Source organism: Kitasatospora sp. Xyl93 (assembly GCF_055383135.1).
Window position 1 is genome coordinate 5,303,485 of record NZ_AP029185.1, and the last position, 20,909, is coordinate 5,324,393.

Consider the following 20,909-nt stretch of genomic DNA (forward strand, 5'->3'; position numbering starts at 1 on the left):
TCCCATGTCCAAGCACACCCTCTCCGTCCTGGTCGAGAACAAGCCCGGCGTGCTCGCCCGCATCGCCGCGCTGTTCTCCCGGCGGGGCTTCAACATCGACTCCCTCGCCGTCGGCTCGACCGAGCATCCGGACGTGTCCCGGATGACGATCGTGGTCAACGTCGAGGACCTCCCGCTGGAACAGGTCACCAAGCAGCTCAACAAGCTCGTGAACGTGATAAAGATCGTCGAACTCGACCAGTCCGCTGCGATCCAGCGGGAACTGGTCCTGGTGAAGGTCCGCGCCGACAACGAGACCCGGTCGCAGATCGTCGAGATCGTCCAGCTGTTCCGTGCCAAGACCGTCGACGTGTCGCCGGAAGCGGTGACCATCGAGGCCACCGGCAGTTCGGACAAGCTGGAGGCCATGCTCCGGATGCTGGAGCCTTACGGCATCAAGGAGTTGGTCCAGTCCGGCCTGGTCGCCATCGGCCGCGGCGCGCGCTCCATCACGGACCGCTCGCTGCGCGCCCTGGACCGCAGCGCGTAAACAGCGCGAGACCGTCTCAAGTCCCGAAGCGAAGACCCAAACCCCCGCCGGTGCGCATACGGTGAGTACCGCGTACCCGGCAACCATCACGCAAGGAGATGTGCCCCCGTGGCCGAGCTGTTCTACGAAGACGACGCCGACCTGTCCATCATCCAGGGCCGCAAGGTCGCGGTCATCGGCTACGGCAGCCAGGGCCACGCCCACGCGCTGTCGCTGCGCGACTCCGGCGCCGACGTCCGGGTCGGCCTGAAGCCGGAGTCCAAGTCCCGGGCCAAGGCGGAGGAGGCCGGCCTGCGCGTCGTCACCCCGGCCGAGGCGGCGGCCGAGGCCGACGTCATCATGATCCTGGTGCCGGACCCGATCCAGGCCGACGTCTACGAGGCCGACATCGCCCCGCACCTGAAGGCCGGCGACGCCCTGTTCTTCGGCCACGGCCTGAACATCCGCTTCGGCTTCATCAAGCCCCCGGCGGACGTCGACGTCTGCATGGTCGCCCCGAAGGGCCCGGGCCACCTGGTCCGCCGCCAGTACGAGGAGGGCCGCGGCGTCCCCGCGATCGTCGCCGTCGAGCAGGACGCCTCGGGCCAGGCCTTCGCGCTGGCGCTGTCGTACGCCAAGGGCCTGGGCGCCACCAAGGCCGGCGTCATCAAGACCACCTTCACCGAGGAGACCGAGACCGACCTGTTCGGTGAGCAGGCCGTCCTCTGCGGTGGCACCGCCGCCCTGGTGAAGGCCGGTTTCGAGACCCTGGTCGAGGCCGGCTACCAGCCGGAGATCGCCTACTTCGAGTGCCTGCACGAGCTGAAGCTCATCGTCGACCTGATGTACGAGGGCGGCCTGGAGAAGATGCGCTGGTCGGTCTCCGAGACCGCCGAGTGGGGCGACTACGTCACCGGCCCGCGGATCATCACCGACGCCACCAAGGCCGAGATGAAGAAGGTCCTCGCCGAGATCCAGGACGGCACCTTCGCCAACACCTGGATCGCCGAGTACAAGGCCGGTCTGCCCAAGTACAACGAGTACAAGAAGGCCGACGAGGACCACCTGCTGGAGACCACCGGGAAGAAGCTGCGCTCGCTGATGAGCTGGGTCAACGAGAAGGCCTGACCCGGTCAGGGCCGTACCGGCCCCGATTCTGTAACTTCCTTGTACAAGTAGGCTGCTCTCGTCCGAGTGATTTCGCCGGACGGGAGCAGCCCGCTGTCCAGCCCGTCGATACACTCCGAGTGCGCGTCAGGCCCACAGCGTCGTGCGTCTACTCACGCGGCATGCCACCTTCCCCCGCCCTCCACGGCCACCTACGTGCCCGGGGGAACCGGACAGTTAAGGATCCACTGTCGTGAGCACTGTGAACACTGTGAAGACCGGCGTAGTTCTGATCGCCGAGGAGCTCTCGCCCGCCACCGTCGACGCCCTCGGCCCCGACTTCGAGATCCGGCACTGCAACGGCGCCGACCGCACCGAGCTGCTCACCGCGATCGCCGACGTCGACGCGATCCTGATCCGCTCCGCCACCAAGGTCGACGCGGAGGCGCTGGCCGCCGCCCGCAGGCTCAAGGTGGTCGCCCGGGCCGGCGTCGGCCTGGACAACGTGGACGTCGCCGCCGCCACCAAGGCCGGCGTGATGGTCGTCAACGCGCCGACCTCCAACATCGTCACCGCCGCCGAGCTCGCCTGCGGCCTGCTGATCTCCGTCGCCCGCAACATCGCGCCGGCCAACGCCGCGCTCAAGCAGGGCGAGTGGAAGCGCAACAAGTACACCGGCGTCGAGCTGAGCGAGAAGACCCTCGGCGTCGTCGGCCTCGGCCGGATCGGCGTCCTGGTCGCCCAGCGGATGTCCGCGTTCGGGATGAAGATCGTCGCGTACGACCCCTACATCCAGGCCGCCCGCGCCGCGCAGATGGGCGTCAAGCTGGTCTCGCTGGAGGAGCTGCTGGAGGTCTCGGACTTCATCACCGTCCACCTCCCCAAGACCCCGGAGACGATCGGCCTGATCGGCGACGAGGCGCTGCACAAGGTCAAGCCGACCGTCCGCATCGTGAACGCCGCCCGCGGCGGCATCGTGGACGAGGAGGCGCTGGCCGCCGCGCTGCGCGAGGGCCGGGTGGCCGGCGCGGGCCTGGACGTGTACGCCAAGGAGCCGTGCACCGACTCCCCGCTGTTCGCCTTCGACAACGTGGTCGCCACCCCGCACCTGGGCGCCTCCACCGACGAGGCGCAGGAGAAGGCCGGCATCGCGGTCGCCCGGTCGGTGCGCCTCGCGCTGGCCGGCGAGCTGGTGCCGGACGCGGTGAACGTCCAGGGCGGCGTGATCGCCGAGGACGTCCGCCCGGGCCTGCCGCTGGCCGAGAAGCTCGGCCGGATCTTCACCGCGCTGGCCGGCGAGGTGGCCGTCCGCCTCGACGTCGAGGTCCGCGGCGAGATCACCCAGCACGACGTGAAGGTGCTCGAACTGTCCGCGCTGAAGGGCGTGTTCGAGGACGTCGTGGCGGAGACGGTGTCCTACGTCAACGCCCCGCTGTTCGCCCAGGAGCGCGGTGTCGAGGTCCGCCTGACCACCTCCAGCGAGAGCCCCGAGCACCGCAACGTGATCACCGTGCGCGGCACGCTCGGGAACGGCGAGGAGATCGCCATCTCCGGCACGCTGGCGGGCCCCAAGCAGACCCAGAAGATCGTCGGCGTGGACGCCTTCGACGTGGACGTGGCGCTCACCGACCACATGGCCTTCTTCAAGTACGAGGACCGCCCCGGCGTGGTCGGCGTGCTCGGCCGCCACCTCGGCGACGCGGGCATCAACATCGCCGGCATGCAGGTCGCCCGTGACGGCGGCAGCGCGCTGGCCTCCATCACCGTGGACACCGAGATCCCGCACGAGGTGCTGTCGGCCATCGCGGCCGAGATCGGCGCCCGCTTCGCGCGCTCGGTCGACCTGGGCTGATCCTCCCGGCTCGCACAGGGCTCCGGGGCCCGGACCGCCGTTCGAACGGCGGTCCGGGCCCTGCTGCGTTCTCCCGGGTGACACCCGTCTCAGATACTAGGAAATCCAAGTATTCGTGCAGACACGGCCCGGGCATGGCCGTACCGTGGAAGGGCCATACGGTGTGCCGCCCCTGTAGCCAGGGTCTGCGGCCCGTGTGCGCGTGCGCCCTCACGAGCGGGTGACCCCTGCTCCCGCGCTCCCTTCCCCTCTTCGCGCCGCCCGTCGCGGCGCCGTTCCCAAGGAGCCCGGTATGTCGCCGACCGCCGACCGTCACGCCACTTCCGCCCCCGCCGCCACCCCCGTCCGCGCCCCTCGCCGCCGCCGGGCCGCCGAGCGGAACCCCTTCGCGGCCGCCGCGCTGCAGCGCTCGCTGGACCGCCGGGACAACGGCGGCATGACCGGCCACCACTGAGCGGCTCCGCTGTCGGGCCGGGACGGGCCGATGGTGGCGTCCGGCCGGTGGTCCGCTCGGCCGGTGCCGTCCGGTCGGTGACGTCCGGTCGGTGCGTCCGGCTGGTGGCGTTCATCCGCCGAATGGGCCGTACGGGTCGTCAGGGTGTCACCCAGTAGAGTGCAACCTCGTTCCGTCCGAGGGAAGTTGCTCGTCCCCGTCGGCGCGATCATCCTAAATTCGGGGCCCTCGGAGGGGTGATCGACGTTCGCGTGGGCGAGCGTCAGCGACACGGAGTGCGGATCAGTCCCCCTGCCGGGGGAGAGGGCCCAGTGCGTCTGCCATCCGTCCGCCGACCCGCCGCCCGGATCGGCCTCACCCTGGTCCTGCTGGCCGGAAGCGCCGTCCTCGCCGCCACCCCGGCGGCCGGCGGCCCACCGACCGCGGGGCCGCCGGCGGCGGGACCACCGTCCGCCGGGCCGCCGTCCGCCGGGCCGCCGGGGCCGGGCCGAACGGCATCCGTCCTGCTCGAACTCGGCACCGAGACGGCCGGCTCCGCCTGGCAGCGCGCCGCCGACGGGGCCCGGCGGGCCCGGCGCTCCCCGGAGGCCGTCCGGCAGGAGGCCGCGCGGGCCGGGGCGGCCCAGCGGGCCCGGGCCGGGGACGCGCTCGACCGGCTCGCCGGCGCCGTCCACCGGGCCGCACCCACCGCCCGCGAGCTCTACCGGACCCGGACCGTGCTCGCCGGCCTCGCGGTCAGCGCGCCCGCCGACCGGCTGCCCGCGCTGCGGGCCCTGCCGGGCGTCCGGGCCGTCCACCCGATCGTCGCCAAGCGGCGCGCCAACGCCCACTCCGTCCCGCTGACCGGCGCCCCGCAGGTCTGGGCCGGCGACCAGGCGGCCGGCACCGGCCGGGGCACCCGGATCGGGATCATCGACAGCGGCATCGACTACACCCACGCCGACTTCGGCGGTCCCGGCACCGAGGAGGCCTTCCGCTCGGTCGAGCGCGGCCGGCCCGCGCCGCCCGCGCTGTTCCCCAACGCCAAGGTGGTCGGCGGCAGGGACCTGGTCGGCGACGACTACGACCCCGACCCGGCCTCCCCGCACCACCAGCCGGTGCCGCACCCCAGCGACAACCCGATCGACTGCGTGCGCAACGGGCACGGCACCCACGTGGCCGGCACCGCGGCCGGGTACGGCGTCACCGCCGACGGCCGCCCGTACACCGGCCCGTACGGGCCCGGGCTGGACCCGGCCGGCTTCCGGATCGGCCCCGGCACCGCCCCGGGCGCGCAGCTCTACGCGATCCGGGTGTTCGGCTGCGACGGCTCCACCGACCGGGTCACCGAGGCGCTCGACCTGGCCGCCGACCCGAACGGGGACGGCGACCTGAGCGACCGGCTGGACGTCGTCAACCTCTCGCTCGGCAGCCACTTCGGCAGCACCGACGACACCGACGCCCTGGCCGTCGACCGGCTCGTGGAGCTGGGCACCGCCGTGGTCGCGGCGGCGGGCAACGACGGCGACGTGTACGGCATCGGCGGCAGCCCCGGCACCGCCGCCCGGGCGATCACCGTCGCCGCCTCGGTGCACGGGCACGCCGACGTGGACGGCATCACCGTGCTCGCCCCCGCCGACCAGGCCGGGGTCGTCCCGGCGCACTGGAGCGAGCGCTACCAGGGCTGGTCCACCGCCGACGTCAGCGGCGAACTCGCCCTGCCCGCCGACCAGTCGGACGGCTGCACCGCGTTCAGCGAGGCCGACCGGCAGCGGCTGGCCGGGCGGATCGCGCTGCTCGCCTGGCGCACCCGGGAGGCCGACCGGGCCTGCAACTCCGGCCCGCGCGCCGACCACGCCGCCGACGCGGGCGCGATCGGCGCGCTGTACGCCGCCGACTCCGACCACCTCGCCGAGATCTCCGGCGACGACCGGATCCCGGCCGCGCTGCTGGCGCACGCCGACGGCGAACGGCTGCGGCGGGCCGCGGCCGCCGGGCCGGTCGTGGTCCGGCTCGCCGCGCCCGGCAATCCCCTGCACGGCTCCGTCGCCCAGGACCAGCCGGCCCGGGTCGACACCCTGACCGACTTCACCTCGCGCGGCATCGGGGTGCCGGGCGTGGTCAAGCCCGACCTGGCCGCCCCCGGCGAGAGCATCTGGTCCACCCTGGTCGGCAGCGGCGCCGGCGGCCAGCGCGAGAGCGGCACCTCGATGGCCGCCCCGCACGTGGCCGGCCTCGCCGCGCTGGTCCGCGCCGCGCACCCGGACTGGCCGGTCGAGCAGGTCAAGGCCGCGCTGATGAACACCACCGTGGACACCTTCCTCGGCGACGACCGCGGCGGGCCGGTCTACGGGCCCGAGCGCACCGGCGCCGGGCGGGTCCGCGTCGACCAGGCGGTCCGTACGCCCGCCGTCGCCTACGCGGCGGGGGAGGGCGCGGTGGAGGGCGGCGTCGGGGTCTCCTTCGGCCCGGTCGAGGTCGACGGGCCGACGGAGGCCACCCGGGAGATCGAGGTGCGCAACACCTCGGACGCGCCGCTGGCCTACCGCACCTCGTACGCGGCGGCCACCGAACTGCCCGGCGCCTCCTACCGGGTGGCGCCGGCCCGGGTCGACGTCCCGGCGGGCGGCACCGCGCGGGTGCTGGTGACGCTGTCCGTCCCGGGAGAGCCGGGGCGCGCGCCCGACCCGACCATCGACACCGTGCAGGGCGGCCGGGCCCGCACCTACCGGGGCGAGCTCTCCGGCCGGGTGCTGCTCACCCCGGTCGGCGACGGCGGGCTGCCGCAGCTGCGGGTCCCGGTGCTGGCCGCCCCGCACCCGACCGGCGAGCTCGCGGTGGCGGCCGCCGTCCGCACCGCCCGGGACGGCACCCTGGTCGCCCTCGGCGGCAGGGCCGCGCCCGGCGATCGACCCGGGCTGGTCGGCGCCTTCGCCCTCGGCGGCGAAGGGGTCCGCTGGCCCGACTGCCCGCCCGGCGGCAGCGGCTCGGAGGTCGCGCCGGGCGCGGGCGTCCGGCCCGGGGCCGCGGCGCAGGAGGCGGACCCGGCGGACGGGCTCTGCGTCGAGCACCCCGGCGAGCGGTCCGCCGACCTGCGCGCGGCCGGTGCCGCCGTCGACTCCGAACTGCTGTACGTGGGCGCCCAGTTGTGGGCTCCCGCGGTCACCCCGGTGGGGCTGTACGGGGTGCGGGTGGCGCTGGACACCGACGGGGACGGCAGCACCGACGTCGTCCTCAAGGCCGACCGGCAGCGCGGCAGCGACGTTCTGGTCTCCCGCGCCCTGGATGCCCGCACCGGCGCCGAACTGGACGTCCAGCCGCTCAACGCCCACTGGGGCGACACCGACACCGCCCTGCTGGACAGCGACGTCCTGGTGCTGCCCGTCCGGCTCAGCGCCCTGCCCGGTGTCGGGCCCGGGCACAGCACCGTCCGCTACGGCGTCTGGACCGGCTACGCCGGGGGCGGCACCCCGGACGCGGCCGAGGCGCTCTCCGCCATCGGGCTGGACGGCACCACCCCGTCCGTCCCGCTCGACGTGCTGCACCCCGCGCTCACCGCGAGCGTCGGCCTCGACGGCCCGGCGGCGGTGGTGGTCCCGGCCGGCCCGGGCAGCGTCCTCGCCGTGCGCCGGGCGCCGGGCGACACCTCGCGGCTCCTGCTGCTGTACCACCTCAACCCGGTCGAGCGGCGGGCCCAGGTGTTCGACCTGCCCTGACCGCCGGGCCTCGGGAGGGCGGCCCACCGGGACTCCGGTGGGCCGCCTGTCGCGTTCCGGCGGCCCGTAGCCGCGTCAGGTCCCGGCGGTCAGGGGCCGGTCTCCGGCCGCCCGGCGGCGGTCGCGGCGCGGGCGGCGGGTCGGGCGGCGGGAGGGCCGGGCGAAGACGGCCACCAGGGCGAGCACCGCCGCGGTGGCCGAGGCGACGGTGAGGCCCTCGGTGAGGCCGGGCGGGCGGAAGGCGCAGTCGATCCGGGAGGCCCCGCCGCCCAGCGGGACGCCGATCATGCCGAGCACCGGGGTGGGGGCGGCGCGGCGCCCGCCGTCCACCGCGCAGGTCCAGCCCTCGGTGGCCGGGACGGAGAGCAGCGCGGTGCCGGTGGACCCCGCCGGGAGGGCCGCGGTGACGGTGTGCCCGCCGGCCTCCACCCGGGTGGCGCCGGTCGCGGTGAGCCGGGCGACGGCGGCCTCCAGCGCGCCGGCCCGCAGGCAGCCGATCGGGCGGGCCGGGACCTGGCTCACCACGTCCGACCGCAGGGTCACCCGGACGACGCCGTCCGCCGGGACGGTCCCCAGCCGGTGGATCGGCACGGCCGTGGTGGGCTGCTCGCCGTCGCTGCGGAAGCCGGTGCCGAGAGCGCTGACCGTGCCCCGGTACCAGACCCCGTGGAAGAAGGCCGTCCCGCCCGGCGTGCAGGTGGCGGTGAACACCGTGCCCTCCTCGCCGCTCGGCACCGACCAGCCGCTGGTGCCGTGCAGCAGGGGCGCCGGCCCGCCCGCCGGGACGGGCAGCGGAGCGTCGTACACCTGGCTGCCGAGCAGTGACTCCTGCCGGGCCCAGACCGAGGAGGTCTCCGTCCGGGCACCCGGGGGCAGCACGGTGACCAGTGGCGGTGCGGCGGCCGCCCGGACCGGGGTGAAGGAGCGCGGCGACGCGTCCGGCCCGGCGCCGTCGAGGTGGGTGCGGACGCCGAACAGCGCCTGCCCGACCGGGTCGGTGACGCTCGCGGTCTGCCGTCCGCCGGCCGTCCAGCCCGCGCCGAGGTCGTGCAGCAGCAGGGCGGTGGCGGTCGGCAGGTAGCCGCTGAAGTAGCCGCCGCCCTGGCCGTTCAGCAGCAGCGGGTCGTTGGGGGTGAAGGCGTGCGGCCCGGGGTCGTCGCGGCCGCGCGGCCAGTCGGCGGCCGCGCGCAGCGCCGCGTGCCCGGCCCGGACGGCCGCCGGGGAGGCCCCGTCCCCGGGGGCCGCGCCGAGCACCGCGGACCCGGACCAGACGGCGTTGCCCAGCACCGCGCCGCCGATCGCCCAGGTGGCGAGCGCGTGCGCCCGCCGGTCCGCGGGCCGGCGGTCCAGCAGCCACAGCGCGGCCGACAGCACGGCGCCGCCGACGGCCAGCAGCACCCAGGTGGCCGGGCGCACCGGTTGCCGGCCCGCCGCCAGGCCGGCGAGCACCGCCACCGCGGCGGCGCCGCCCAGCACGGTGAGCCGGTCCGGGCGGTGCGCCAGCGACACCCAGCCCGCCAGCACCAGCAGCCCGCTGAGCACGAAGGCCACCCGGTACGGTCCGCCGGCCGGGATCACCGGGCCGTGCCAGACCAGCAGGGTCGGGGTCCAGACGAAACCGGCCGCCACCAGCACCAGCGCCGCGCACCACAGGGCGCGCTCCCGCGGCCGCACCCGCCGGTTGAACGGCAGCCCGCAGACCACCAGCAGGCCGAAGACGCCGATCGCCATGTCCGGCAGCCGCGGCCCGCCGTGGGTGGCGGGCAGCAGCCGGGCGAGGTGGGCGCCGACGCCGGACGGGCCGAGCGGATCCACCGGGGACTCCGGCTGGGCCCGGCGGGCGGCCAGGACGGCGACGAACAGCACCGGCGAGGCGAGCAGCACCCCGGCGGTGGCCATGGTGACGGCCCGGCCGGTGGCCCGGACCCGCCGGCGGAACGGGCGCGGGTCGGCGAACAGCCGGACGGCGAACAGCAGCCCGGCGGCCAGGGTGGCCAGCGCGGCGGTGTACAGGTTGCCCGCCCAGGCCAGCGCGACGCACAGCGCGCCGGCCACCCAGTGCCGCTCGCGCAGGCACCAGTCGGCGGCCAGGCCGAGCAGCGGCAGCGAGACCAGGCCCCAGAGCCACATCGGGGCGGCCCCGCCGACGTCCAGCACCCAGGCGCACAGCCCGTACCCGACGGCGGCGAGCGCCCGCAGCGGGCGCGGGCCGGGGTGGAGGCGGCCCAGCAGGTGGGTCATCAGGGCGGTGCCGAGGCCGATGGTCGCCAGGGTGACCAGCAGGACGGCGAGCCGGCCCTGGTCCCGGGGGAGGAGCGCGGTGGGCCAGGAGAAGGGGTTCATCAGGTAGGCGAAGAAGTCCGCCGGGAACGGGGCGCCGTAGCCGCTGTTCCAGTTGAACAGCAGGTCCCCGGCGGCCTGTCCGTGCAGCAGGTCCCACAGGTGCGCGTGGTACGGCACGGCGACCGCCTCCGCCCCGGCCGGCCACTGCCCGCGCACCGCCGCCGCCAGCCCGTACCCGCCCGCCGCCAGCCCCGCCGCACCCCCGCAGACCAGCACCTCCCGCCGCCTGCCCATCCGCACCCCCGCCGCACCGTCCCGCTCCCGACCCCGCCACCCTAAGCACGCCCCCAGCGCCCCCCACGCCACACGCGCCCCCTCGAAGGAGTGAAGCCCTGGGAGGCTTTGCCGAGTAGCCTGGGAGGGCCGTCAGGATGCCCGTATGGGAGGAACCATGAGCATCGCGCCGTACCCCGACTGGATTCGGCCTCCTGCTGGTGGCTACACCGCAGAGGATCTTGACCGGCTGCCTGATCTCCCGCCGCACACCGAACTGCTCGACGGGAGCCTGATCTTCGTGAGTCCGCAGACAAAGTTCCACGTCCGGGCGAAGCGCGTGTTGGAACGGGGGCTGGAGGCGGCGGTCCCGGAGGGTTGGGAGGTGTGGCCGGAGATGACGGTCACGCTCGACCACCGGAACCGGCCGGAACCCGATCTCCTCGTGGTCCACGAGGACTCGGACACCGGCTACCGCCAGACCGGATTCTCCGCCGAGCACGTTCTGCTGGCGGTCGAGGTAGTTTCCGAGGAGTCCCGCGAACGCGACCGGGAGATCAAGCCCGGTAAGTACGCCGCTGCCGGAATCCGTCATTTCTGGCGCGTCGAGTGTGACGAGGGACGCCCCGTGGTTTACACGTTCGAGCTGGAGCCGGCGTCTAAGCGGTACTTCCCGACCGGCATCTACCACAAGCAGCTGAAGGTCGATCAGCCGTTCCCCATCGAGATCGACCTGAGCTGACCGTCCGCATGGTGGACGCCGGGTGTCAGCACCTGGGACGGCGGAGTAGGGTCCGAGCATGTCTCGCACCATTCGTCTCGCAGTTGTCCCCGGTGACGGAATCGGCCAGGAAGTGGTGGCCGAAGGCCTCAAGGTCCTGGGTGCCGTGCTCCCCGCCGACGTGAAGCTGGAGACCACCGAGTACGACCTCGGGGCCCGGCGCTACCACCGGACCGGGGAGACGCTGCCGGACGACGTCCTGGCGGAGCTGAAGTCCCACGACGCGATCCTGCTGGGCGCCATCGGCGACCCGAGCGTGCCGTCGGGCGTGCTGGAGCGGGGGCTGCTGCTCAAGCTGCGGTTCGCCTTCGACCACCACATCAACCTGCGCCCGGGCCGGCTCTTCCCCGGGGTGGCGTCCCCGCTGGCCGGCCAGCCGGAGATCGACTTCGTGGTCGTCCGCGAGGGCACCGAGGGCCCGTACGTCGGCAACGGAGGCACGCTGCGCACCGGGACGCCACAGGAGGTGGCCACCGAGGTCAGCCTGAACACGGCGTACGGCATCGAGCGTGTGGTGCGCGACGCCTACCGCCGGGCGCAGGCGCGGCCGCGCAGGAAGCTCACCCTGGTGCACAAGAACAACGTGCTGGTGCACGCCGGGCACCTGTGGACGCGGATCTTCGCCGAGGTCGGCCGGGAGTTCCCCGAGGTCACCACCGACTACCTGCACGTCGACGCGGCGACCATCTTCTTCGTCACCCAGCCCGAGCGGTTCGACGTCATCGTCACCGACAACCTGTTCGGCGACATCCTGACCGACCTGGCCGCCGCCGTCACCGGCGGGATCGGCCTGGCCGCGAGCGGCAACATCAACCCGAGCGGCGAGTTCCCGTCCATGTTCGAGCCGGTGCACGGCTCGGCGCCGGACATCGCGGGCCAGGGCAAGGCCGACCCGACCGCCACGGTGCTGTCGGTCGCGATGCTGCTGGAGCACCTCGGCTTCGCCGCCGAGGCCGCCGAGGTCGAGGCCGCCGTCGCGGCGGACCTGGCCGAGCGCTCCGGCACCCGCAGCACCTCCCAGGTCGGCGACGCGCTCGCCGGCCGAGTATCCGGCTAGCGGGCCGGATCCAAGAGCGGGGTTCCGGCTAGCGGGCCGGATCCGACAAGGTCTCCGGCCCGGCGGGCCGGACCGCGCACAACCGCAGTCTGCCGCCCTCGATGAGGGCGGACAGCTGTTCGGCACGGCCCTCTGGATGCGAGTATCGACAGTGGGCCGTGCCGTTGTGCGTTCATTCCGGTGATTTTTCGCCGAAACGTTTCCGCAGCGGTGGCGGCCCGGACCAACCCCACGGTGAAGGAAACAGCCATGAGCACGGCCACCCAGGCGCCCATCACGTTCGACCTCAAGCCCTCCGCCCACCCGCTGCCCGCAGCGGAGCGCGAGGCCCGGCTGGCCAACCCGGGCTTCGGCCGGGTCTTCACCGACCACATGGTCACCATCCGCTGGACCGAGGGCGTGGGCTGGCACGACGCCCAGCTGGCGCCGTACGCGCCGCTGGAGATCGACCCGGCGAACATGACCCTGCACTACGGCCAGGCGATCTTCGAGGGCCTGAAGGCCTACCGTCAGGCCGACGGCTCCATCGCCACCTTCCGCCCGGAGGCCAACGCCGCCCGCTTCCAGGCCTCGGCCCGCCGCCTGGCGATGCCGGAGCTGCCGGTGGAGGCCTTCGTCGAGGCCGTCGAGCTGCTGGTCCGCCAGGAGCAGGACTGGGTGCCGAACGAGCCGGAGCAGAGCCTCTACCTGCGCCCGTTCATGTTCGCCACCGAGGTCGGCCTGGGCGTCCGCCCGGCCAACTCCTACCTCTTCATGATCATCGCCTCCCCGGCCGGCGCCTACTTCCAGGGCGGCATCAAGCCGGTCTCGGTCTGGCTGTCCAAGGAGTACGTCCGGGCCGCGCCCGGCGGCACCGGCGCGGCCAAGTGCGCCGGCAACTACGCCGCCTCGCTGGTGGCCCAGGCCCAGGCCGCCGAGAAGGGCTGCGACCAGGTGGTCTGGCTCGACGCCGCCGAGCACCGGTGGGTCGAGGAGATGGGCGGCATGAACCTGTACTTCGTCTTCGGCGAGGGCGCGGACGCGAAGATCGTCACCCCGGAGCTGTCCGGCGCCCTGCTGCCCGGCATCACCCGCGACTCGCTGCTCCAGCTGGCCGCCGACCTCGGCTACGCCGTCGAGGAGCGCCGGATCTCCACCGACGAGTGGCAGCAGGCCAACGCCGACGGCACCCTCACCGAGGTCTTCGCCTGCGGCACCGCCGCCGTCATCACCCCCGTCGGCTCGGTGAAGTCCGCCGCCGCGGACTGGACCGTCGGCGACGGCGAGCCCGGCCCGGTCACCATGGAGCTGCGCAAGGCGCTGCTGTCGATCCAGGGCGGCCGGACCCCGGACACCCACCACTGGCTGCACAAGATCGTCTGATCGCCGCACCGGCCCCCGCCGCGCCCCGGGCCGCACCCGGCCCGCCCGTTCCGCATCGCGAGACGGGCGGGCCGGAGCCCGGGCGGCTGTGCCAGACTGCGAACGTGTCCTCGCTCTCGCTGATTATTAGCAGCAGGCGCGCCGGTCCGCAGTGACCGCTTCCCGCACGACCCGATGCGGAGCGACCACGAGCGTCCAGACCCGCGCGCAGACCTCTCGCACCCGCGAGGGGTCTTTTTGTTTCTCCCGGACCGGCCGAGGGCCCTCACGAGGGGCCCGGGGACACCGGGACCGCGCGCGGGATCCTGGACAGTGGAGCCGGGACGGAAAGTCCGGCAGAGCAGTACCTACCTCCCCGAAACGGAGAACCAGGGGTCATGACCGAGGTCACCCGTACCGACGACAGTTTCCACGTGTTCGACACCACGCTGCGCGACGGAGCACAGCGGGAGGGCATCAACCTGACGGTGGCGGACAAGCTGGCCATCGCCCGGCACCTGGACGAGTTCGGGGTCGGCTTCATCGAGGGCGGCTGGCCCGGAGCCAACCCGCGGGACACCGAGTTCTTCGCCCGCGCCGCCGCCGAGCTGGAGCTGGAGCACGCCCAGCTGGTCGCCTTCGGCGCCACCCGCCGGGCCGGCGGCAAGGCGGCGGAGGACCCGCAGCTGGCCGCGCTGGTCGCCTCCGGCGCCCCGGTGATCACCCTGGTGGCCAAGGCGCACGACCGGCACGTGGAGCTCGCGCTGCGCACCACCCTGGACGAGAACCTGGAGATGGTCCGGGACAGCGTCGAGTTCCTGCGCTCCCGGGGCCGGCGGGTGTTCATCGACTGCGAGCACTTCTTCGACGGCTACCGGGCGAACCCCGAGTACGCCGTGTCGGTGGTCCGCACCGCGCACGAGGCCGGCGCGGACGTGGTGGTGCTCTGCGACACCAACGGCGGGATGCTGCCGGCCGGCGTCCGGGAGACCGTCGCCGACGTGCTCGCCCGGACGGGTGCCCGGCTGGGCATCCACGCCCAGGACGACACCGGCTGCGCGGTGGCCAACACCCTGGCCGCGGTGGACGCCGGGGCGACCCACGTGCAGTGCACCGCCAACGGCTACGGCGAGCGGGTCGGCAACGCCAACCTGTTCCCGGTGGTCGGCGCGCTGGAGATCAAGTACGACCGCCGGGTGCTGCCCGCGGGCCGGCTGGCCGAGATGACCAGGATCTCGCACGCGATCGCCGAGCTGGTCAACCTGGCCCCGTCCACCCACCAGCCGTACGTCGGCTTCTCGGCCTTCGCCCACAAGGCGGGCCTGCACGCCTCGGCGATCAAGGTCGACCCGGACCTGTACCAGCACATCGACCCCGAGCGGGTCGGCAACACCATGCGGATGCTGGTCTCCGACATGGCCGGCCGGGCCTCCGTCGAGCTCAAGGGCAAGGAGCTCGGCTACGACCTCTCCAGCGACCGGGACCTGGCCGGCCGGGTGGTGGCCAAGGTGAAGGAGCAGGAGAACCTCGGCTACACCTACGAGTCCGCCGACGCCTCCTTCGAGCTGCTGCTGCGCGACGAGGTGCGCGGCCGCCGGGACCGCTTCTACACCCTGGAGTCCTGGCGGACCATCAGCGAGCAGGGCCCGAAGGGCTTCACGGGCAACGAGGCCACCGTCAAGCTGTGGGCCAAGGGCGAGCGCCGGATCGCCACCGGCGAGGGCAACGGCCCGGTCAACGCGCTGGACCAGGCGCTGCGCACGGCCCTGGAGGGCATCTACCCGCCGCTGGCCACCTTCGAGCTGGTGGACTACAAGGTCCGCATCCTGGAGGGCCAGCACGGCACCGGCTCCAAGACCCGGGTGCTGATCGAGTCCACCGACGGCGTCTCCACCTGGTCGACGGTGGGCGTGGCGGACAACGTGGTCGCGGCCTCCTGGCTGGCGCTGGAGGACGCGTACACCTACGGCCTGGTCCGGGCCGGCCTGGAGCCCACCGAGTAGCCGGCGCGCGACGCGCCGGTGGCCCGCGGGACCTCGGGTGAGGTGCCGCGGGCCACTGCTACCCGCACGCCCGGCTCCGGGACGCTCCCCGTCCGGTGCCGCCCGGCGCGGCCCGCGCGATCACCGCAGTCGAGCCAGCAGGGCGTGTTCGACGAGGGTGATGAGGGCGCTCTTGGCGCTGTCGCGGCGGCGGGCGTCGAGGGTGATGACGGGGGTGTCGGTGCCGAGTTGGAGCGCTTCGCGGACTTCGTCGGGGGTGTGGGGCTGGTGTCCGTCGAAGCCGTTGAGGGCGACGACGAAGGGCAGTCCGCTGTTCTCGAAGTAGTCGAGGGCGGGGAAGCAGTCGGCGAGGCGGCGGGTGTCGACGAGGACGATGGCTCCGATGGCGCCGCGGACGAGGTCGTCCCACATGAACCAGAAGCGGTCCTGTCCGGGGGTGCCGAAGAGGTAGAGGATGAGGTCTTCGTCGAGGGTGATGCGGCCGAAGTCCATGGCGACGGTGGTGGTCGTCTTGCCGGAGACGTGGCTGAGGTCGTCGATGCCGGCGGAGGCCGAGGTCATGACGGCTTCGGTGCGCAGGGGGTTGATCTCGGAGACGGCGCCGACGAGCGTGGTCTTGCCGACGCCGAAGCCGCCCGCGACGACGATCTTCGCGGAGGTGGTGGCGCGGGTGGGGGCGGCCGCGTTAGAGCTTGCGAAGTCCACTGAGGACCCTTTCGAGCAGCGTGACGTCGGGCTGGTTTCCGGTTTCGCCGCCGGAAGCGGGCTGGTGGATGGCGACCAGGCCGGCCTCGGCCAGGTCGGCCACGAGGATGCGGGCCACTCCCAGGGGAAGGGAGAGCAGCGCCGACACCTCGGCGACGGACTTGACCTCCGTGCACAGCGTGCAGATCCGCTGGTGCTCGGGCAGCAGGGTGGCCAGGCGCTGCGGGTCGACGTCGGCGGAGACCAGGGCCTCCAGCGCGAGTTCGTAGCGCGGCCGGGTCCGGCCACCGGTCATCGCGAACGGCCGGATCAGCGGGCCGGAGTCGGGTTCGTCCTCGAACTCCTCGACGTGGCCGGGGTCCTGGGCGGGCGAGTACCCGGGGGTCGGCTCGGGCGCCGGGGCCGGGTAGCCGGGGGCCGGGGCGCCGTACGAGGGCTGCCGGGCGTACTGGTCGTACTGGCCGTACTGCTCCTCGGGCCGGGGGTACGGCTGCTGCTGCTGTCCGTACTGGTGCCGGCCGTACTGCTGACCGTGGCCGACGCCGGGTGCTCCGAAGGCGTCATGGCCTGTGCCAGGGTACGGAACGCCGTACTGGCCGCTGCGGTCGTCGGGCGGTGTCACGGTTCCTCTCCTCACAGGGTGCGGCGGTGCGGTGCGAGCTTCGGCGCAGGTCCGGAGCCGGTGGTGCGAAGGCCGTACAACGTCCGAACCCGAGCCCGCCGAAGCGGGCCCGGGAAGGACGCGGAGGTACTTCGAATACCTGGACGGTATCCGACGAACCGTCAGTGCAGGAGACTGCCCTGGAGTTCCGCGCGGAGAGCGGGGGTGAGGACGGCGCCGGCGCGGTCGACGAGCAGGGCCATCTCGTAGCCGACGAGGCCGATGTCGGAGTCGGGCGCGGCCAGGACGGCGAGCGCCGAGCCGTCGCTGACGGCCATCAGGAACAGGAAGCCCCGCTCCATCTCGACGACGGTCTGGTTGACCTCGCCGCCCTCGAAGATCCGGCTGGCGCCGGAGGTGAGGGAGGTGAGGCCGGAGGCGACGGCGGCGAGCTGGTCGGCACGGTCGCGCGGGAAGCCCTCGGACATGCACAGCAGGAGGCCGTCCGCGGAGACCACCACGGTGTGGGACACCCCGGGGGTGTTGTCCACGAAATTGGTGATCAGCCAGTTCAGGTTCTGTGCGGCCTGGCTCATCTGAGTCAACTCAACGCTCCTGGTGGTTCGAGCCGCCGAAGAGATCGGTGCTCCGGTTCTGTCCGTTGCCGGACTGGTCTACCTGATCGGGGTCGATCCGGAAGCTTCCGGTGTTACCGGCGCTGCGGCCCTGCTCCACGCCGCGGCGCAGGTTGGTGAGGCGGCCACGGACCTCCTCCGGGCTGCGGGAGACCTGCGGCCCGTCCTGCGGGGTGGACTTGGCGTTGCCGGGCACCAGGTTCTGCTTGGGCACGCGGCGCGGCAGACCGGAGCCGGTGGTGCCGCCGGAGGCGGGCTCGCGCAGCTGCTCGGCCCGCTGCCAGTCGCCGTCGTTCGGCGACTGCCAGGGGCTGGCGGTCGGGCCGGTCGGGCCGTATCCGCCGAGCGAGGACACGTCGTGGCCGCGCTGGTTCGAAGGCGTCGAGGAGGTGTCCTTGGCGCCGGCGAACCAGTTCGGGCTGTCGCCGGACGGGCTGCCGCCGGCCGGAGCGGCGGGGAGGCCGCCGCCGGCCAGCTGCTCGCCGGGGCGGCGCTGCGGCAGCCCGGACGGCAGGGTGGTGCGCGGGGCCTCGGCGGCCGGCAGCGCGGGCGGCTCCGGGGAGTACGGGTGGCCGGCCGGGGACTCCTCGGCGGGCCGGCCGTACTGGTCGGCGTACTCGTCCTGCCGGTAGCCGCCCTGGTCGTAGCCGTACTGGTCGTCGGCGAAGCCCTGCTGCTGGTCGTAGCCCTGCTGGGGGTACTGGTCGTAGCCGTCCTGGGCGTACTCGTCCTGCTGGTAGCCGCCCTGGTCGTAGCCGCCCTGGTCGTAGCCGCTCTGGTCGTAGCCGTACTGGTCGTCGGCGAAGCCCTGCTGCTGCTCGTACCCCTGCGGGGCGTACTGGTCGTAGCCCTGCTGGTAGTCCTCCTCGACCTCGGCGTCCACCACCGGCGTGTGCGGGCCGCTCTCCAGGGCCGCGCGGCGGACCTGGTCGAGGCGCTGCGAGCGCTGGACGGCCTCCAGGGCCGGGCTGAACCCGCTGGAGCCGGCGTTGCCGGTGCCGGTGAGGTGGTCGTCGAAGCCGAGCTCGGCCGCGCTGCGGGCGCGGGAGTCCGGCGCCCACTCGGCGGTCGGCTCCTGCTCGGCGAAGATCCGGGAGACGGTGAACTGCTCGTCGGGCTCCGGCGCCGCACCCGACTGGGTGACGAACGGCGGGAGCATGACCAGCGAGGTGGTGCCGGCGGACTCGCCCGACGGGCGGAGCTGGACGCGGACGTCGTGCCGCTGGGACAGCCGGCCGACCACGAACAGGCCCATGCGGCGGGAGATGGTGGCGTCCACCGTGGGCGGCTCGGCCAGCTTCTCGTTGATCTCCGCGAAGTCCTCGGCGGTGAGGCCGATGCCCTTGTCGTGGATCTCGACCAGCACCCGGCCGTCCGGCAGGCGGGTGGCGTTGACCAGCACCCGGGTCTGCGGGCTGGAGAACGAGGTGGCGTTCTCCAGCAGCTCGGCGAGCAGGTGGACGAGGTCGGTCACGGCGGCGCCGACGACGTCGACCTCCGGGATGCCGGAGAGCTCGACGCGCTCGTACTGCTCCACCTCGGAGGCGGCGGCGCGGAGCACGTCGACCAGCGGGACCGGGGTGTTCCAGCGGCGGCCGGCCTCCTCGCCCGCGAGGACGAGGAGGTTCTCACCGTTGCGGCGCATGCGGGTGGCGAGGTGGTCCAGCTTGAAGAGGTTCTCCAGCTGGTCCGGGTCGGCCTCGTTGTTCTCCAGGTCGGTGATCAGCGCCAGCTGGCGCTGGATCAGGCTCTGGCTGCGGCGCGACAGGTTGGTGAAGATCGCGTTGACGTTCCCTCGCAGCAGGGCCTGCTCGGCGGCGAGCGCCACGGCCTGCTGGTGGACCTGGTCGAACGCCCGGGCGACCTCGCCGATCTCGTCCTTGCCGTGCAGGGGGATCGGGGCCACCGAGGTGTCGACCCGGTCGGGGTCGGTCTTGGAGAGCTTCTCGACCAGGTCCGGCAGGCGGTGGTCGGCGATCTCCAGGGCGGCGCTGCGCAGGGTGCGCATGCCGAGGATCATCGAGCGGGCCACGTAGCCGGTGAGCAGACCGGCCAGGATCAGCGCCGCGACGACGATGATCGTGTTGAGGATGGCGTCGTAGAGCGCGTTGTCCTTCAGGGCGCGGGAGTCGGTGAGGACGTCGTCCAGCAGCGCGACTTCGGTGTCCCGCAGGGCCTGGATGTGGGTGTTGGCGGCCTGGTTCCAGTTGTCCGGGGTCAGACCGGCGGCCTTCGCCTCGGCGAACGCGGCGTCGGCGGCGGCCTTGCCCTTCAGCTGGCCCTCCGAGGCGGCCTGGCTGTACGAGGCGGCCAGGGCCAGCAGGCCCTGCATGGTGGGCGCCGCGCCGTTGGGCATCTTGTAGGCCGAGCGCTCCTGGGAGGTGGCCAGGGCGACCTGCGCGTCCGAGTACTTCTTGGCGTCCTCGGGGGCGCTACCGGTCTTGAACTCGTTGAGGGAGACCTGCTCCAGCTTCTCCGCGAGCACGATCTGCTGGGTCGCGTCGACGTTCTCGTACCGGGTGGTGCCGTTCTGCGCGATGCCGACCAGCAGGCTCAGCATCAGCGAGCGCTGGGTCGAGGCGGACGCCTTGGCCAGCGACATCGCGTAGATCGCGCGGCCCTTGCTGGTGGCGTTGGTGGAGCCCAGGCCGACCGAGTTGTCGTACGCCAGCAGCGGCGCGAACATCGTCGAGTAGGCGTTGGCGGTCGCGCTGATGAACAGCTCGGGGCCGTACGCGTTGGCCCGCAGGTGCGGCAGGTCGACCACGAGGGACTGGAAGGCGTCGTGGCGGCGGGGCAGCTCGCCGGACTTGTCGGAGGCCTCATAGGCGGCGTTGTAGGCCTTCAGCGCGGCGTCGGTCTCGTTGCGGCGCTTGGTGACCTCGTTGTTCGGGTCCTGCTTGGTGAGCAGGGGTATGAGCGTCTTGTCGCGCTCGTTCTCCAGCGCCTCGGCGAGTTCGGTCGCCGCCTTGGCCAGCTCCGCGGTCTTCTCGGCGCGCGAGGCCTTGATGTAGCCGTCGACCGAGGTGTTCACGCGCAGACCGCCGAAGACGAGACTGATGATCACGGGGATCAGCAGGATCGCGATCAGGCGGGTCGGCACGCGCCAGTTGCGCGGGCGGAGGAAGTCGTACCGGCTGGAGCCGCCGTCGTCGCCCGACGAGCCGCCGCTGCGGGGCGTCGTGGGCGCGGACTGGGGCCCGGCGGCCGGGACGGGGGTCGGGCCGCGTTCCTCGGTGGGAGTGAACGCGGAGAACCCGGCCGGGTCCCCCGGGGTACCGTTCGGCTCGCTCTGGCGGGGCTCGGAGCGCCGCTGCGGGGCGGGTTGCTGCTTACGCCTCACTCGACAACTACCTCTCGGCCGACTGCCGGCCATGGATCAATCCAGCGCTACCCCGGGGCTCCGATCGGCCGCCGGACGGGCCGGCGCAGGAGACATCCAGGGGTAGCTGGAATTTCAGCACGTGCAGGGATGGGGGACAAACAGCCGCCGTCCGGCACCCGCGTCGGCACAATCCGGACAATCACCGACATGACGGAGCAAAACCGTGGTCACCTGGCGCTGAGTGACGCTGTTTCGCCACGCTGAGTCATTGTTGATCACAAAATGCCTA

The 20,909-nt window shown here is 73.4% G+C and carries 14 protein-coding genes; 9 read left to right on the forward strand and 5 right to left on the reverse strand.

Annotation, left to right across the window (positions count from 1 at the left end; translation table 11 throughout):
- Positions 1–4 precede the first annotated feature (4 nt).
- The 5 genes from ilvN to ACZ5GH_RS23635 all read left to right on the forward strand — a co-directional run bounded on the left by ilvN (position 5) and on the right by ACZ5GH_RS23635 (position 7,616).
- Positions 5–529 carry an acetolactate synthase small subunit gene (gene ilvN / locus ACZ5GH_RS23615; RefSeq protein WP_049657946.1) on the forward strand — a complete coding sequence of 175 codons (525 nt, stop codon included), beginning with the start codon at positions 5–7 and terminating at the stop codon, positions 527–529.
- Positions 530–637: 108 nt separating this feature from the next.
- On the forward strand, positions 638–1,636 hold the full coding sequence (gene ilvC / locus ACZ5GH_RS23620) for a ketol-acid reductoisomerase (protein ID WP_387750543.1): 999 nt from the start codon (positions 638–640) through the stop codon (positions 1,634–1,636).
- A gap of 241 nt (positions 1,637–1,877) precedes the next feature.
- Entirely contained in the window at positions 1,878–3,467 is a 1,590-nt protein-coding gene (gene serA / locus ACZ5GH_RS23625) for a phosphoglycerate dehydrogenase (protein WP_464336855.1), read from the forward strand.
- A 292-nt stretch (positions 3,468–3,759) separates the two neighbouring features.
- On the forward strand, positions 3,760–3,921 hold the full coding sequence (locus ACZ5GH_RS23630; RefSeq protein WP_464335179.1) for a hypothetical protein: 162 nt from the start codon (positions 3,760–3,762) through the stop codon (positions 3,919–3,921).
- Between the two features lie 311 nt (positions 3,922–4,232).
- Positions 4,233–7,616 carry a S8 family serine peptidase gene (locus ACZ5GH_RS23635; protein ID WP_464335180.1) on the forward strand — a complete coding sequence of 1,128 codons (3,384 nt, stop codon included), beginning with the start codon at positions 4,233–4,235 and terminating at the stop codon, positions 7,614–7,616.
- 75 nt (positions 7,617–7,691) lie between these two features.
- On the opposite strand, the gene ACZ5GH_RS23640 is transcribed toward ACZ5GH_RS23635, so the two are convergent.
- Positions 7,692–10,193 carry a YfhO family protein gene (locus ACZ5GH_RS23640; protein ID WP_464335181.1) on the reverse strand — a complete coding sequence of 834 codons (2,502 nt, stop codon included), beginning with the start codon at positions 10,191–10,193 and terminating at the stop codon, positions 7,692–7,694.
- Positions 10,194–10,350: 157 nt separating this feature from the next.
- On the opposite strand from ACZ5GH_RS23640, the gene ACZ5GH_RS23645 reads away from it, so the two are divergent.
- From ACZ5GH_RS23645 to cimA, 4 genes are all read left to right on the forward strand, one after another.
- On the forward strand, positions 10,351–10,914 hold the full coding sequence (locus ACZ5GH_RS23645; protein ID WP_387750555.1) for a Uma2 family endonuclease: 564 nt from the start codon (positions 10,351–10,353) through the stop codon (positions 10,912–10,914).
- 58 nt (positions 10,915–10,972) lie between these two features.
- Positions 10,973–12,010 carry a 3-isopropylmalate dehydrogenase gene (locus ACZ5GH_RS23650; protein ID WP_387750558.1) on the forward strand — a complete coding sequence of 346 codons (1,038 nt, stop codon included), beginning with the start codon at positions 10,973–10,975 and terminating at the stop codon, positions 12,008–12,010.
- 249 nt (positions 12,011–12,259) lie between these two features.
- Positions 12,260–13,372 carry a branched-chain amino acid aminotransferase gene (locus tag ACZ5GH_RS23655; RefSeq protein WP_387750560.1) on the forward strand — a complete coding sequence of 371 codons (1,113 nt, stop codon included), beginning with the start codon at positions 12,260–12,262 and terminating at the stop codon, positions 13,370–13,372.
- Between the two features lie 377 nt (positions 13,373–13,749).
- On the forward strand, positions 13,750–15,354 hold the full coding sequence (gene cimA, locus ACZ5GH_RS23660) for a citramalate synthase (protein ID WP_464335182.1): 1,605 nt from the start codon (positions 13,750–13,752) through the stop codon (positions 15,352–15,354).
- Positions 15,355–15,474: 120 nt separating this feature from the next.
- Here the strand turns inward: cimA and ACZ5GH_RS23665 are convergent, their stop codons facing one another.
- The 4 genes from ACZ5GH_RS23665 to ACZ5GH_RS23680 all read right to left on the reverse strand — a co-directional run bounded on the left by ACZ5GH_RS23665 (position 15,475) and on the right by ACZ5GH_RS23680 (position 20,638).
- A complete protein-coding gene (locus ACZ5GH_RS23665) occupies positions 15,475–16,059 on the reverse strand; it encodes a GTP-binding protein (RefSeq protein WP_464335183.1) in 585 nt (194 codons plus the stop codon).
- Positions 16,040–16,681, reverse strand: coding sequence for a DUF742 domain-containing protein (locus ACZ5GH_RS23670; protein WP_387760877.1), 642 nt, complete (start codon positions 16,679–16,681; stop codon positions 16,040–16,042). The genes ACZ5GH_RS23665 and ACZ5GH_RS23670 overlap by 20 nt, the downstream gene beginning before the upstream one ends.
- Positions 16,682–16,842: 161 nt before the next feature.
- Positions 16,843–17,256 carry a roadblock/LC7 domain-containing protein gene (locus tag ACZ5GH_RS23675; RefSeq protein WP_030248297.1) on the reverse strand — a complete coding sequence of 138 codons (414 nt, stop codon included), beginning with the start codon at positions 17,254–17,256 and terminating at the stop codon, positions 16,843–16,845.
- A gap of 10 nt (positions 17,257–17,266) precedes the next feature.
- Positions 17,267–20,638, reverse strand: coding sequence for a nitrate- and nitrite sensing domain-containing protein (locus ACZ5GH_RS23680; RefSeq protein ID WP_464335184.1), 3,372 nt, complete (start codon positions 20,636–20,638; stop codon positions 17,267–17,269).
- Positions 20,639–20,909: the final 271 nt, after the last annotated feature.